The 13,016-nt window shown below is 65.5% G+C and carries 15 protein-coding genes; 4 read left to right on the top strand and 11 right to left on the bottom strand.

Annotated features, from left to right (window positions below; genetic code table 11):
* Positions 1-51: 51 nt before the first annotated feature.
* Positions 52-1,536: an HNH endonuclease signature motif containing protein gene (locus ACQPW1_RS12335; RefSeq protein ID WP_433662852.1), complete on the top strand. Its 1,485-nt coding sequence runs from the start codon at positions 52-54 to the stop codon at positions 1,534-1,536.
* 20 nt (positions 1,537-1,556) lie between these two features.
* The gene (locus tag ACQPW1_RS12330; RefSeq protein WP_433662851.1) at positions 1,557-2,450 is read left to right on the top strand and encodes an aminoglycoside adenylyltransferase domain-containing protein; all 894 of its coding nucleotides are present in this window, start codon (positions 1,557-1,559) and stop codon (positions 2,448-2,450) included.
* A gap of 31 nt (positions 2,451-2,481) precedes the next feature.
* Here the strand turns inward: ACQPW1_RS12330 and ACQPW1_RS12325 are convergent, their stop codons facing one another.
* Together ACQPW1_RS12325 and ACQPW1_RS12320 are read right to left on the bottom strand one after the other, a co-directional pair.
* The gene (locus ACQPW1_RS12325; protein WP_433662850.1) at positions 2,482-3,204 is read right to left on the bottom strand and encodes a GNAT family N-acetyltransferase; all 723 of its coding nucleotides are present in this window, start codon (positions 3,202-3,204) and stop codon (positions 2,482-2,484) included.
* A gap of 17 nt (positions 3,205-3,221) precedes the next feature.
* Complete coding sequence (locus ACQPW1_RS12320) at positions 3,222-3,416, bottom strand: hypothetical protein (protein WP_433662849.1); 195 nt, start codon at positions 3,414-3,416, stop codon at positions 3,222-3,224.
* 233 nt (positions 3,417-3,649) lie between these two features.
* Between ACQPW1_RS12320 and ACQPW1_RS12315 the strand changes: the two genes are divergently transcribed.
* On the top strand, positions 3,650-5,365 hold the full coding sequence (locus ACQPW1_RS12315) for an alpha/beta fold hydrolase (RefSeq protein ID WP_433662848.1): 1,716 nt from the start codon (positions 3,650-3,652) through the stop codon (positions 5,363-5,365).
* Positions 5,366-5,627: 262 nt separating this feature from the next.
* Here ACQPW1_RS12315 and ACQPW1_RS12310 read toward each other — a convergent pair whose 3' ends face one another.
* Together ACQPW1_RS12310 and ACQPW1_RS12305 are read right to left on the bottom strand one after the other, a co-directional pair.
* On the bottom strand, positions 5,628-6,218 hold the full coding sequence (locus tag ACQPW1_RS12310; RefSeq protein ID WP_433662847.1) for a DinB family protein: 591 nt from the start codon (positions 6,216-6,218) through the stop codon (positions 5,628-5,630).
* Between the two features lie 50 nt (positions 6,219-6,268).
* A complete protein-coding gene (locus ACQPW1_RS12305) occupies positions 6,269-6,547 on the bottom strand; it encodes a hypothetical protein (protein WP_433665604.1) in 279 nt (92 codons plus the stop codon).
* Between ACQPW1_RS12305 and ACQPW1_RS12300 the strand changes: the two genes are divergently transcribed.
* Positions 6,467-6,646, top strand: coding sequence for an Lrp/AsnC ligand binding domain-containing protein (locus ACQPW1_RS12300; RefSeq protein ID WP_433665215.1), 180 nt, complete (start codon positions 6,467-6,469; stop codon positions 6,644-6,646). The two genes, ACQPW1_RS12305 and ACQPW1_RS12300, sit on opposite strands and share 81 nt — an antisense overlap.
* Positions 6,647-6,649: 3 nt before the next feature.
* Here the strand turns inward: ACQPW1_RS12300 and ACQPW1_RS12295 are convergent, their stop codons facing one another.
* From ACQPW1_RS12295 to ACQPW1_RS12265, 7 genes are all read right to left on the bottom strand, one after another.
* Positions 6,650-6,805 carry a ribosomal protein L7/L12 gene (locus ACQPW1_RS12295; protein ID WP_433662846.1) on the bottom strand — a complete coding sequence of 52 codons (156 nt, stop codon included), beginning with the start codon at positions 6,803-6,805 and terminating at the stop codon, positions 6,650-6,652.
* A 60-nt stretch (positions 6,806-6,865) separates the two neighbouring features.
* On the bottom strand, positions 6,866-7,255 hold the full coding sequence (locus ACQPW1_RS12290; protein WP_433662845.1) for an STAS domain-containing protein: 390 nt from the start codon (positions 7,253-7,255) through the stop codon (positions 6,866-6,868).
* A gap of 306 nt (positions 7,256-7,561) precedes the next feature.
* Positions 7,562-8,842, bottom strand: a complete 1,281-nt coding sequence (gene clpX / locus ACQPW1_RS12285; protein WP_150403131.1) for an ATP-dependent Clp protease ATP-binding subunit ClpX — start codon at positions 8,840-8,842, stop codon at positions 7,562-7,564.
* Between the two features lie 448 nt (positions 8,843-9,290).
* Positions 9,291-9,962 carry an ATP-dependent Clp protease proteolytic subunit gene (locus tag ACQPW1_RS12280; RefSeq protein WP_357383138.1) on the bottom strand — a complete coding sequence of 224 codons (672 nt, stop codon included), beginning with the start codon at positions 9,960-9,962 and terminating at the stop codon, positions 9,291-9,293.
* A 67-nt stretch (positions 9,963-10,029) separates the two neighbouring features.
* The gene (locus ACQPW1_RS12275; RefSeq protein WP_433662844.1) at positions 10,030-10,620 is read right to left on the bottom strand and encodes an ATP-dependent Clp protease proteolytic subunit; all 591 of its coding nucleotides are present in this window, start codon (positions 10,618-10,620) and stop codon (positions 10,030-10,032) included.
* A gap of 203 nt (positions 10,621-10,823) precedes the next feature.
* Complete coding sequence (gene tig / locus ACQPW1_RS12270; RefSeq protein WP_433662843.1) at positions 10,824-12,236, bottom strand: trigger factor; 1,413 nt, start codon at positions 12,234-12,236, stop codon at positions 10,824-10,826.
* A 169-nt stretch (positions 12,237-12,405) separates the two neighbouring features.
* Positions 12,406-12,990 carry an FKBP-type peptidyl-prolyl cis-trans isomerase gene (locus tag ACQPW1_RS12265; protein ID WP_433662842.1) on the bottom strand — a complete coding sequence of 195 codons (585 nt, stop codon included), beginning with the start codon at positions 12,988-12,990 and terminating at the stop codon, positions 12,406-12,408.
* Between the last annotated feature and the right edge of the window lie 26 nt (positions 12,991-13,016).

Raw genomic sequence — 13,016 nt, 5'->3', positions numbered from 1 at the left:
AGAACCTGAAAACTACTGGCCACGGCTGCTTTTCGCGGATACAATTCGAACATGCCTTCGAGTAGCTCGACCGTCGCCGATCCATCGGTAGAGGCCGCGCTTTGCACACTCGAGGCTGGACTCCGCCAACTCGCAAAGGTCCGCACCGACGCCCTGTCGAACCGGGATCGACTGAGGATGATGCAGCGGTTGGAGATCGTTGTACGTGCGGTCCCGGGGCTGAGTTTGGAACTCGTCGCACAGCTGCGCGAACAGTGGTCGGCCAACGACTTCGCTACCGGTAGCCTGATCGACACCCTCGCCGACGGGCTGCGGGTCAGTCCCGCCGAAGCCAGGGCCCGCTGGCGCGCCGCCGACGACCTCGCGCACCGCACCGGATTGGATGGCGAAGTACTCGACCCGATGATGCCCGCCACCGCTGCCGCCCAGCGCGATGGCGTGATCGGCGGAGCACACGTGAAGGTGCTGCGCGACTTCATCGGGCATCTGCCGTCCTGCTTGGACACCGTCACCCGCGATCAGGCTGAGGCCGAATTGGCCGGGCACGCAAGGGTACTGCGACCCGACCAGTTGAAGAAGGTCGCCGACCGGTTGGATGCGATCCTGAATCCTGACGGAGTATTCAGCCCCAGCGACCGTGCACGGCGCCGCAACTTCACCATGGGCCGCCAAGGCCCAGACCTGATGAGCAAGTGCACTCTCGTCGCCGACCCGGAATTGCGTACGTACTTGGAGGCGGTGTTCGCCAAGTACGCCAAGCCCGGCGTCTGCAACCCCGAAGACTCGACGCCTCATGTCGACGACGAGCCCAATGCCGAAGCGGTAGAACATGATTTCCGCACCACCGGTCAGCGCCAGCACGACGCGGTCAAGGCGGTGTTCCGGGCGATGCTGGCTTCCGGCGAGCTCGGCCAACACCGCGGATTGCCCGTATCGGTCATCGTGTCCATGACATTGAACGAGCTCGAAGACGCCGTCGTCGACGTGCAGCAGACCCCGCGACACCGCGAGCTGTGCGCATACGGACCACCCGTCGTCACCGGCGGCGGCAGCCTCCTGCCAATCCACGACGCGATCCGCATGGCCGCCCACGCCCACCACTACCTGGCCCTGTTCGACCACCGCAGCGGCCGCCCCCTGTACCTCGGCCGCAGTAAGCGAATCGCCTCAGCAGACCAGCGAATCATCCTGCATGCCAAAGACATCGGCTGCACCTATCCCGGCTGCGCCAAACCCGGCTACCTCTGCCAAACCCACCACCGCACCGAATGGTCCGGCGGCGGCACCACCGACGCCGACCAACTGACCTTCGTGTGCGAACCCCACCACCGCTTAGCAGGAACCACCTCCAATGCCTGGACCACCGCCCCCACCTCACCAAAACACTCCAGCCCTGGCCGCACCCAATGGATCCCGCCTGCCCACATCGACCCCCACCGAACACCCCGGCTGAACCACTACCACCACCCGGGCGAATACCTCATGCCCCGAGGCGAACACGCCATCAGATCCGCCGGACCAACCGTCGATGTATGACTCCCATGCGCGGAAGACGCATGGATAACGTCAGCTTCAGCCGGTACGGTTCGGAACGATTCCGGCAGACTTGGCTCCATGTCGCTTCCCTCGTCGTCGAAGACACGGTCGAGTCCTATCTGGCCTCGGTCGATGCCGAGGCTCCCGGCTTGATCGAAGGTCTGCTGTATCTGGAAGGATCGTTGGCACTCAACGACTTCCGCCCTCGCGCCAGTGACATCGACTTCGTCGCGATCACCGCCGCACCACCCGACACCACGGAGCTGAGCGCGCTCGAACGAGTACATACTCGACTCCGCGAACGGCAACGCCGCCCATTCTTCGACGGGATTTACCTGACCTGGAACGATCTCGCGGCAGGCCCGCAAGCTACGTCCGGACGGCCAACCAGCCACGAGGGGAAACTAGTGAACCCCGATGGCGGCCAGCACAATCCGGTCACCTGGCATACTCTTGCCCACCACGGCGTCACCTTGCGCGGACCGGCCGCCGCCGACCTCGACATCTGGACCGACCCCACCGCACTGGCCGCTTGGCAGAACACCAACCTCGATGAGTACTGGGCACGCGGACTGACAGATGCTGCCCGCCTGTTCAGCAAATTCGGGCTCGTCCTGCTCACCGATTACGGCACCGTCTGGACCGTCACGGGCGTCGCACGACTCCACTACACCATCGCCACCGGCGACATCACCTCGAAAGACGGCGCAGGCCGCCACGCCCTACAGTCCTTCCCCGACCGCTGGCACCGCATCATCAACGAAGCACTACGGCTGCGCCGCAACGACTCTCGCCGCTCCCTCTACCGCAATCCACTCACCCGCCGCCGCGACATCCTCGCCTTCGGCCACATGGTGATCGCCGACGCCCACCGCATCTTCGAAACCCAACCCAAGCCGCCACTCACCGAGTGACGAACGCCTTCAAGACCTTTCAGCCGAACCTTCAGCTCAACCTGATACTGAGCTGGGTGCCCAGTTCACGGAAGCCCAGCGCGCGGGCGACTCGTCTGGACTGCGGCGAACGGGCGCGCCACTGGGCAAGCAGTCCGGCCTCGAGTGCGTGGGCCACCGCCGCGGACGCTGCTATCCGGGCCAACCCCTGACCACGCCGGTCCGGTGCGGTCAGCACGGAGAGGTGGGCGGTTCGACTCGGCCAGGTCCGGTATCCGGCGGCCGCGATCACCTGTCCATCGTCCCGGATGGCAAATGCCGGGGAAGTGATTTCGTCCAGGCCGCTCTCCTCCGCGTCCTGATCGCCGGACAGTGTCGCGAGATCGCGCAGATCCGGATGCTCGACCGGCAGGGCCTCCAGTGAGAGCGAACTCAGCGAAACCGGCCGGAAGCTGTACTCGTCCACGTAGGCCAACGCAGCAGGACCCAGCACCTCCGCCAGCGGTAACACCTTGCCGAGCAAGTCGGGGTCGACCAGCTCATCCACCGACAGCTTCGCGACCGCGGCGCTAATTGCCTCTGCAGCAACAGAACTGGGAGCCGTGACGATTGCTTGACCTTGTAACGCAATGACGCCCGCCCATCCTTGCGGACAGATCATCGCATTCGGCGAGACCACCACGCTGGCGGCGGCTGCCGATGAGAACGACACCGGCACCACGGCCAAGCCTTCCCACAGCGCTCGAGCTCTGGTCAGCACCTGGTCCGTCGACATGGCCCCATTCTGCCCAGCTACGCCGACGGGCTGGCGAGCAAGCACCACAGAGCGAGCAGATCGTTGCTGTTGCAAAGGCCCCCGGCGACGGACTCGGTGGGCGGAGGGGTGAACGATTCGAGCGGAATGGTGTCGGCCATGGCGGCCCCGCCGCCGACCACGGTCGCAACGCCGATCAGGGCGGCGACGAACATTCCACGCAGTGCGAACATGCGAAACGCCTCATATGTTGGGGTGGCAGAGTCATGAAAGTAGTCTGCGGCGACCCGCATCGCACGACCCGAATTGTGTTGTCCCCTAACCGAGTCGGCCGATTCGACAACATTGATGCGGGGTCGTCGCGGCGTTTGCGAGCAGCTCGGCGGGCACTCTACGGACTGGGTTACGATCCGGGCTCCGCCCTGGTTACACTGGCGCAAGGCCCATTTGGGTGGAGGGGGATTCCATGCGCCGACCACGGCGACCTGTCATCGTGCTGCCGGTATTGGCGGTTGTCTTGTCACTCGCGGCTGGGAACGCCTCGGCAGACGACTCGTACAATCTCGAATTCCAGCCGTCACCTGCACATTTCATCGAATACCCCGACAGCGCGCCACAAGTCCCCGCCGAGATCGCTGCCCAGAGCTTGGTCTGGAAGCCGTGCACCGAGGCGGGACTGGTCGCTGCCGCGAGCGGCAATCCGGAAGCCGCTGTTCGCGCACCCGTGCTCGACGGGTTGAATTGCGCGACGGTACGCACACCGCTGGATTGGACGCAGCCCGCCGCCGGGCCCGTCGCAACTTTCGAGATCTCGCGGCTGCCCGCGCTGAAGACAACAGACCGACCGCGGCAGTTGTTGACCAGCCCAGGCGGACCCGGAGCGGGATACCTGCTCAATCCGCTCGAGTGGGCGACTGCATTCCCCGAGCTCCGCGAAACCTACGATCTGGTGGGCTTCGATCCGCGCGGCACCGGCCTCTCCAGCACCGATCAGGACTGCGACGCAACCATTTCCGGCGATCCCCTGCTCCTCGGCACCGGACGCAACGACCGCACCGACGTACTGGACTTCGCGGCCGAATCGGTGCGCATCCAGCTGGGTCAGGCACGCGACTGGGTCCGATCGTGCATCGACCGCACGTCACGCACTCCGGCCGGCGCTGCCCCGGCCGGGACTATCACGTACTGGCAGACCGTCCGCGATCTGGACCTGGTGCGCGCGCTGTTAGGTGCGCCGACCTGGAGTTATCTGGGAGTCTCGCAGGGCACACTGCTCGGACTCGACCTGGCGCGCACCTTCCCCGACCGGGTCGATCGTATGGTGCTCGATTCTGTGGTCGACCCGGCGGTGTCCACCACGGCAGGCTATGCCGAACGAGTCCTCCGCCAGCAGAACGTGATCGAGCAACAGTTCGCACCGTGGCTCGCCACCCGCGGCACGACGTTCGGCGACAACCCCGACGCGGTGCTCGCGGCGCTGACCACACTGCGCGCCGACCTCACCGCCCACCCGATCCCGCTGCCGTTCGACCGCACCTTCAGCGGCAACGATCTCAACATGCTGTTCTTCGGCGTCAACAACAGCCCCTATGAAGCGTTGGAACGCAAACTACTGACCTTGCGTACGGCGTTGGACACCCCCTCGACCGCGGCACAATTCAACGCCGCCATGGCCTTTCGGCTGCCGCAGCTACTGGAAGAACTCGCCCAGGTCGTCCTCGTCGCCGGCGCACGCGTCGGCTGGTGGACCGCCCGTAACTGCAATATCGGCTCGTGGACCCACAACCTCGACGAGATCGTAGACACCGCAAAGCAACTCGCCGCCCGAGCACCGCTGACCTACCTGGGCATGAACTTTGCCGCAGCCTGCGCGTTCTGGCCCGAATCCCACACGCGCACAAGCACAACGGGCTACGACAAGATCCGATCCGCGCTGCTCATCGCCAACGAGGGAGACCCGGTAACACCGATCTCAGGAGCCCGCTCAGTCCGCTCGACGATCCCGACCGCCCGACTGATCACGGTAATCGGCAAACCCGGCCACCTCGTCCTCCCCCAAACCAGACCCAAAGGCATCCCAGGTTCCATCCCCGGCACCAGCTCCTGCGCCCGAGCCATCGCGGTCGACTACCTCGTCAACGGACGCATCCCCGAACTGGACACCCCTTGCCAGCCGAACTGAAACCAGCGGATTTCGAAGCCCCCGGACATGCGACTGCCCCAAGGTTGGGTTCGAGTCAACCTTGGGGCAGTTGGAATGCACGGGCCGCGGATGCCTGCAGGTGTTCACCCGCGACTCGGGTCTAGCTACCTACCGGAGGAACCTAAGGCGCCCGCTACTCCACCCATGAAGTCGGTGACAGCAATGTATGCAGCAGCGATGGCGACCAAAAGGAACTCCATGACAGGTACATCGCCGGGCCGTAGCGATTCGTTACCAAGAACTATCGGTGACTTTCCGCCGCCTCCCGGACGCGCGCCAGGTGCCGCGCCCACCACGCGGGATCACCGGCGGCGTCATGGTCGGCGCCGCCGCGTCCGTCGATCATTTCGCGCAGGATATCGGCGTGACCTGCGTGTTGCGCGGTTTCGGCGACCACGCGGACCAGCAGGGATCCCAGCGTGGTGTGCCGTTTCTCCTCGGGCCACCACGGCACCTCGCCCGGCGTGCTGAGGTCGAGCTGAGCGATCGACTGATCGGAGTGCCGCCAGGCGGTCCGGTACAGCGCGACCAACTCGTCCTTCGTTTCCTCGGCCGTGGCCCACATGTCGGCACCGTCCCAGATCGACTCGTCCTCGACCCACGCCAGTCGGACGGGCGCGGGCCTGCCGACGCAGTTACCCAGGTAGTCGAACTCGACCCCGGCAACGTGCTTGATCAGACCGAGCAGATTGGTGGCGCTGGGCGTCATCGGCCGCCGGATGTCGTACTCCGACAAGCCGTCCAGCGACGAAAGCAGCCGGTCCCGCGACTGCTGGAAGTATCGGTGCAGGTCGGCGGTGATGTCGGTCCCGGCTGGGGCTTGCCTGTCCATATAGGCAGGCTAACTCCAGCGCCCCGCGCTGGTTCGGCCGAACAGCCAACTCACAGTAGACGTTCAACTAAGAGCAGGACGCCGATGATGATCATGACGACACCGGAGACGCGAGTGACGATGCGGGCGGCGGTAGGCCGGGCGCGCAGGACAGTGCGCGCCAAGACGCCGACGCACAGATAGATCGCCGCGCAGCTGAGTGTGTGGATCAGGCCGAGCGTGCCGAATCTGGGCGGCGATGGCAGCGGGTGTTGCAGGCGCAGCTCCTGTTCGGCGATCCGGATTTCCTGCTGCGCATCGTCGCGGCGGATCCGCCTGCGTTCCAACAACTTTACGACGAGAAGCTGGCCACGCTACCCGGCGTTCGGCACTTGACCTCGACGCTGGTGATGAAGCACGTGGTGCTCGAACATCCTGTGCCGCTGTAGATCTCAGTACGGGTAGCGACTCTCGACGGCGTCCTTGGCCTCCTCGAGTCCACTGCCGGTCAGCTCCCGGTACCGCTTGATGGCCTGAATCTTCTTGCCGTCGGCCAGGAGTGCGTCGATCTCTATCCAACTGAAAGCGGACCGTGCGGTAGTCGGCACGGTCCGAATCGGTTCGGCGGGGATGGCGGGCAGCTCTGACCGCCACCGCCTCCGGCGAAGTTACGCGGCGTCGAGTACCGCGTCGGCGAGGTTGGCGGCGGTGTCGAAGGTGGCGGCGTCACCCGCGACCTCCAGCAGCCGGTCGACACAGCGCGGGCCGGTGACCAGGCGGATCCGGCGTTCGGTATGCCCGGCCCAGGCGCGCGCCTCGATCAGCACGTGCAGACCAGCGACGCCGAAGAACGTCACCTGGGAAAGGTCGATGACCACCAGCGGACCGGCGGTGCTCAGTGAACCGATCAGCTGGGACCTGAACTGGTCGGCGGTGTAGTAGTCCACCTCACCCGCGAGGGCACAGAGGGTGACCTTCTCGCTGGGGGCGGTGAGCGAGATGCTCAGTCGGGCTTCCGTCTCGGGTCGACTCGGCAACGTCGCTCGACTCGGTGCCACACCTCGGCTCGGCATCGGTCTAGACGGTGTGCTCACGGGGAATGCGGAGAAAGCAAGGGGAGTCGACATGAGGATCCCAGTCCTGTCGCGCACGGCAATTGACGTCCTGTTGCCGGCAATGCGTTGCGCCCTGGAACGACGAGCGAGCTCCAGAACTAGGCTGTCTGCTCAACCCGGAATACCGGGTACCCAGAGAGTCGGTCCTCTACACCCCTTCTGGTCAACTTCTTTCCCACTGGTAACCAAGTAGAGAGCCACCGCGGCCGCGGTGGCTCTCTACTTGGTACGTAAGGCTGATCCGGTGGGTTACGCCGACTTCTCCCGGCGTTCCGTCCGCTGCGCCTTGCGGGGCACGATGGTCGGCAGCACGTTCTCGGTGACGGTGTCGGAGTCGACGACCACCTTGGCGACGTCGTCGCGGCTGGGGATGTCGTACATCACCGGCAGCAGGACTTCCTCCATGATGGCGCGCAGGCCACGAGCACCGGTGCCGCGCAGGATCGCCTGATCGGCGATCGCTTCGAGCGCGTCGGTGGTGAACTCGAGGTCGACCCCGTCCATCTCGAACAGTCGAACGTACTGCTTGACCAGCGCGTTCTTCGGTTCGGAGAGGATCTTGACCAACGATTCCTTGTCCAGGTTGGTCACCGAGGCGACGACCGGCAGGCGGCCGATGAACTCGGGGATCAGGCCGAACTTGATCAGGTCTTCCGGCATCACCTCGGCGAAGTGATCGGCAGTGTCGATCTCCGACTTGGACCGCACCTCGGAGCCGAAGCCGATGCCGCGGTGGCCGGTGCGCTCGGAGACGATGCGCTCCAGGCCCGCGAACGCGCCCGCGACGATGAACAGCACGTTGGTGGTGTCGATCTGGATGAACTCCTGGTGCGGGTGCTTGCGTCCGCCCTGCGGCGGCACACTCGCCTGGGTGCCCTCCAGGATCTTCAGCAGCGCCTGCTGCACGCCCTCGCCGGAGACGTCGCGAGTGATCGACGGGTTCTCGCTCTTGCGGGCGATCTTGTCGACCTCGTCGATGTAGATGATGCCGGTCTCGGCGCGCTTCACGTCGTAATCCGCGGCCTGGATCAGCTTCAGCAGGATGTTCTCGACGTCCTCACCGACATACCCAGCCTCGGTCAGCGCTGTCGCGTCGGCGATGGCGAACGGGACGTTGAGCATCTTGGCCAGCGTCTGCGCCAGGTAGGTCTTGCCACAGCCGGTGGGGCCGAGCATGAGAATGTTCGACTTGGTCAGCTCGACGACCTCGCCGCGGCTGTCGCGGCCCTTGTCGCCGGCCTGAATACGCTTGTAATGGTTGTAAACGGCCACCGCGAGGGTGCGCTTGGCGGTGTCCTGCCCGATCACGTAGTTCTCCAGGAAGTCCCGGATTTCCGCGGGCTTGGGCAGCTCATCGAGCTTGACCTCGCTGGACTCGGCGAGCTCCTCCTCGATGATCTCGTTGCATAGATCGATGCACTCGTCGCAGATGTACACCCCTGGTCCCGCAATGAGCTTCTTGACCTGCTTCTGGCTCTTTCCGCAGAACGAGCACTTGAGCAGATCGCCGCCATCTCCGATGCGCGCCATCTCGTGGGTCCCTACTTCCTTGTCCGCGTGCAACCGTCCGTCCAGGTTGCCAGCTATCTGCCGCGTTCGGTGTCCGCGCCACCGGGTGTGGTCGCAAACGCATCGACCGGTTCCGGCGGGTGGGGCAGTGCTGTCAACCGGGAGCAAAGGTCCCTAGGTTGACCGTACCTGTTGTGTGCGATGGAGGTCGACAACTCGAGCATGTTTCTCCGCCGGGTTGTGCGAGTTCTCACGACACCGGAGCGCATTGTGTCCGTTCAACAGCCTTTTCGCGCTCCGGCCGCTTGTTTCATCGGGGCTGGTGACCGAAGCGTTTCCGGGCCAGCCGTGGCACTGAAGCAGTCCGGCCGGGCAGCACGCCACAAGGCGCACTTCCCGGCCGGAACTCCCTGGGGTGTAGCAACTTACGAGCGAATCGCCGCCGGGATCGGCGATTCGCCCCGTTCGATCACTTCTTCTGCGCGCTGAGCTTGCGGTAGTCGAACACCTGGTCGATGATCCCGTATTCCTTGGCCTCCGCGGCGGTCAGGATCTTGTCGCGGTCGGTGTCCTTGCGGATCTGGTCCGCGTCCTTGCCGGTGTGGAAGGCCAGCGTGGTCTCCATCAGGCGACGCATCCGCTCGATCTCGGCGGCCTGGATCTCCAGGTCCGACACCTGACCCTGGATGCCACCCTCCAGCGACGGCTGGTGGATCAGCACGCGGGCGTTGGGCAGGCAGGCGCGCTTGCCGGGGGTACCGGCGGCCAGCAGCACGGCCGCGGCCGAGGCGGCCTGGCCGAGGCAGACGGTCGCGACGTCGGCACGCACGTACTGCATGGTGTCGTAGATGGCCATCAGTGACGTAAACGAGCCACCTGGCGAGTTGATGTACATGGTGATGTCGCGGTCGGGGTCGAGCGACTCCAGCACCAGCAGCTGCGCCATGACGTCGTTCGCCGACGCGTCGTCCACCTGCACGCCGAGGAAGATGATGCGCTCCTCGAAGAGCTTGTTGTACGGGTTGGACTCCTTGACGCCGAAGCTCGAGTGCTCGATGAACGACGGCAGGATATAGCGCGACTCGGCGCCCTGCGGTGCCATACCGCCGAGCGCTGCGCGTGGGTCAAACTGGTTGGCCATCTTCGTCTCCAAAGTCTGTGTGTGTAAGCCGCTGATGCGCTGAACGGACAGAGAGTCCGGATGGCGCCTAGTTGTTGCCTACGCCGTTGGTCTGATTCGCGTGGCTGATCACGCGATCGATGAAGCCGTATTCCAGCGCCTGCTTAGCGGTGAACCAGCGGTCGCGGTCGGCGTCGATCGCGACCTGCTCCACGGACTTGCCGGTGTGCAGCGCCTGCAGCTCGTTGAGCTCACGCTTGGTGTGCGCGAACTGCTCGGCCATGATCGCGATGTCGGCCGCGGAACCACCGATGCCCGCCGACGGCTGGTGCATCATGATCCGTGCGTGCGGCAGGGCGAACCGCTTGCCCTTGGTGCCCGCGGTGAGCAGGAACTGCCCCATCGACGCGGCCAGGCCCATGCCGAAGGTCGCGATGTCGCACTCGGCGAACTGCATGGTGTCGTAGATGGCCATACCGGCGGTCACCGAGCCACCGGGCGAGTTGATGTAGAGCGCGATGTCCTTGTTCGGATCCTCCGCCGTGAGCAGCAGGATCTGCGCGCAGAGCTTGTTCGCGATGTCGTCGTCGACCTGGGTGCCGAGGAAGATGATGCGATTGGTAAGCAGTCGCTCGTACACCGAATCGCTGAGGTTGAGACCAGCAGTCGCGGATGTCATGACGACCCCTGCCTGATTGACTGTCACGGATACCTGCCTTTTCTAACCGGCTCGTTGGCCGACGGCCATCTCTGGTTCGTTGTCACAAACATTAACGAAGCAGGGCGGCACCGAACTCCCGGTACCGCCCTTCTTCGCTCACAGCGCAATCAGCGCAATCAGCGCAGCTCGTCGCCGCTTGTCACGCTGGCATTTCATAGAACTCATTCAGCCTTCGCCGCGGCGGCCTCGGTCGACTCGTCGTCAGCGGCGGCGTCGGTGATCACCTCGACGTCGTCGGCGGCAGCGGAATCCTCCGGGGCACCGAACATTTCGGCGGTGTCCACCACGTTGCCCTCGGAGTCTGTCACCTTCACCTTGCCGACAACGCCCGCGAGGGCCTTGCCACGCCGGACGTCGGCGAAGATCGCGCCGAGCTGGCCCGCCTGCTGCACCTGCTGGATGAACTGCTCCGGGGCCAGGCCGTAGCGCTGCGACTGGAACAGGATCCGCTCGGTGAGCTCTTCCTGGCCCACCTGGGTGTTCTCCGCCTCGGCGATGGCGTCCAGCAGCAGCTGGGTGCGCACCGACTTCTCGGCGGACTCCTTGGCGTCCTTGTCGAACTCTTCGCGGCTGGAGCCCTGGGCCTCCAGCGCCTCGGCGAGCTTGGCCTCGTCGTGGTCGAAGCCGTGCACGGCGTCGTGGGTGACGGCGTCGATCTCGGCCTGCACGACCGCCTCCGGCAGCGGCACCTCGACCTGCTCGAGCAGGGTCTCCAGCACCTTGTCGCGGATCTGGCCGGCCTGCTCCACCTTCTTGCTGCGCTCGACCCGGCTGCGCAGGTCGGTCTTCAGCTCTTCGAGAGTGTCGAATTCGCTTGCCAGCTGGGCGAAGTCGTCGTCGGCCTCGGGCAGCTCGCGCTCCTTGACGGACTGCACGGTGACCTTGATGACGGCTTCCTTGCCCGCGTGCTCACCGGCGACCAGGGTCGAGGTGAACTCCTTGGACTCGCCGGCGGCCAGGCCGATCAGCGCCTCGTCGAGGCCCTCGATGAGCTGGCCGGAGCCGACCTCGTGGGACAGGCCGGTGGTGGCCGCCTCGGGGACGTCCTCACCGTCGACGGTCGCGGACAGATCGATGGAGACGAAGTCGCCGTCCTGCACCGCGCGCTCGACACCGGTGAGGGTGCCGAAGCGCTGGCGCAGCGACTGCAGCTGCTCGTCGATGTCCTCGTCGCCGATGGTGAAGGTGTCGACGGTGACCGCGAGGGTCTCGTAATCCGGCAGCGTGAGCTCGGGGCGCACGTCGACCTCGGCGGTGAACGCGAGCTCTTCGCCGTCCTCGATCTTGGTGATCTCGATCTCCGGCTGGCCGATGACCTTCACGTCGGACGCGGTGACGGCCTCGCTGTAGCGGCCGGGCAGCACGTCGTTGACGACCTGCTCCAGCACCGCGCCGCGGCCGAGACGGGCCTCGAGCAGCTTGGCCGGGGCCTTGCCGGGACGGAAGCCGGGGATCTTGACCTGCTTGGCCAGTGCCTTGTACGCGCGATCGAAGTCCGGCTTCAGTTCCTCGAAGGGCACCTCGACATTGATCCGGACCCGGGTCGGGCTCAGCTGCTCGACGGTGCTCTTCACGGACATGCTCCTTGTTCGTCGTCTGTTCTGGTTGAGACGCGATCCCCCGTCGTCCCGGGCTTCCACCGGGACCCCGGCACCCGCCGGGCTGGCGAGGGACGCGGCGTACGCATCCCGACCAGGTTAGTTGACCGGCCGGGGCGGGCTGCACTCGGCCGCTTTTCGGGCCCTACTTGCCGACCGACACCGCGTCGGTGACGAAGACCAGCGTCTCGTTCGGCGCGATGCCGCTGCGACCGCTGGCGCCGTAGCCGAGGTCCGGCGGCACGATCAGCAGTCGGCGCGAACCCTGCTGCACACCGATGAGTCCCTGGTCCCAGCCGGGAATGACCTGTCCGCCACCGAGGGTGAGCTGGAACGGGGTGCCGCGATCGAAGGAGCTGTCCTTCTTCTGTCCGTTGGACCAGGTGACCAACGCGTAGTTCATGGTCAGCTGCTGACCCGCGGCGGCGCCGGGTCCGGTGCCCTGGATGAGGTCCTTGGTGATGAGCTTCTTTGGCGGGTCGCAGTTGTCGGGGAGGGTGATCTTCGGGGCGGTGCCGAAGTCGCCACTCACGCCGATGTCCTCCGCGGTGCATTCCCGGCCCTTGCTCACGCTGGGCGAGCCCTGCGCCGGTGCGACCTTCGCGGCCGAGGAAGGCGCGGAGGAAGAGGAGGGAGTGGACGCCGCCTTGTCGTCCGAGCCACAGGCGACCAGAGTGACCGCTGCCGCGGCCATGGTGCCGATCCCGATGATCCTGCCGAGTGTCTGCATGCGGCGGACCCTAGACCATCGCGGCG

The sequence above is a fragment of the Nocardia sp. CA-128927 genome (assembly GCF_050955855.1).
In the GTDB taxonomy this organism is placed as follows: Bacteria; Actinomycetota; Actinomycetes; order Mycobacteriales; family Mycobacteriaceae; genus Nocardia.
The sequence above is the reverse complement of the archived record's forward strand: the minus strand, read 5'-3'. Positions and strand labels throughout refer to the sequence as shown.

Excerpts from the sequence above, each read along its gene's own strand:
- ACQPW1_RS12315 (WP_433662848.1), top strand. The coding sequence starts at position 3,650 with ATGCGCCGACCACGGCGACCTGTCATCGTGCTGCCGGTATTGGCGGTT.
- ACQPW1_RS12265 (WP_433662842.1), bottom strand. The coding sequence starts at position 12,990 with ATGCAGACACTCGGCAGGATCATCGGGATCGGCACCATGGCCGCGGCA.
- ACQPW1_RS12330 (WP_433662851.1), top strand. The coding sequence starts at position 1,557 with ATGGATAACGTCAGCTTCAGCCGGTACGGTTCGGAACGATTCCGGCAG.
- ACQPW1_RS12325 (WP_433662850.1), bottom strand. The coding sequence starts at position 3,204 with ATGTCGACGGACCAGGTGCTGACCAGAGCTCGAGCGCTGTGGGAAGGC.
- ACQPW1_RS12310 (WP_433662847.1), bottom strand. The coding sequence starts at position 6,218 with ATGGACAGGCAAGCCCCAGCCGGGACCGACATCACCGCCGACCTGCAC.
- ACQPW1_RS12335 (WP_433662852.1), top strand. The coding sequence starts at position 52 with ATGCCTTCGAGTAGCTCGACCGTCGCCGATCCATCGGTAGAGGCCGCG.
- ACQPW1_RS12280 (WP_357383138.1), bottom strand. The coding sequence starts at position 9,962 with ATGGCCAACCAGTTTGACCCACGCGCAGCGCTCGGCGGTATGGCACCG.
- ACQPW1_RS12275 (WP_433662844.1), bottom strand. The coding sequence starts at position 10,620 with ATGACATCCGCGACTGCTGGTCTCAACCTCAGCGATTCGGTGTACGAG.
- clpX (WP_150403131.1), bottom strand. The coding sequence starts at position 8,842 with ATGGCGCGCATCGGAGATGGCGGCGATCTGCTCAAGTGCTCGTTCTGC.
- ACQPW1_RS12320 (WP_433662849.1), bottom strand. The coding sequence starts at position 3,416 with ATGTTCGCACTGCGTGGAATGTTCGTCGCCGCCCTGATCGGCGTTGCG.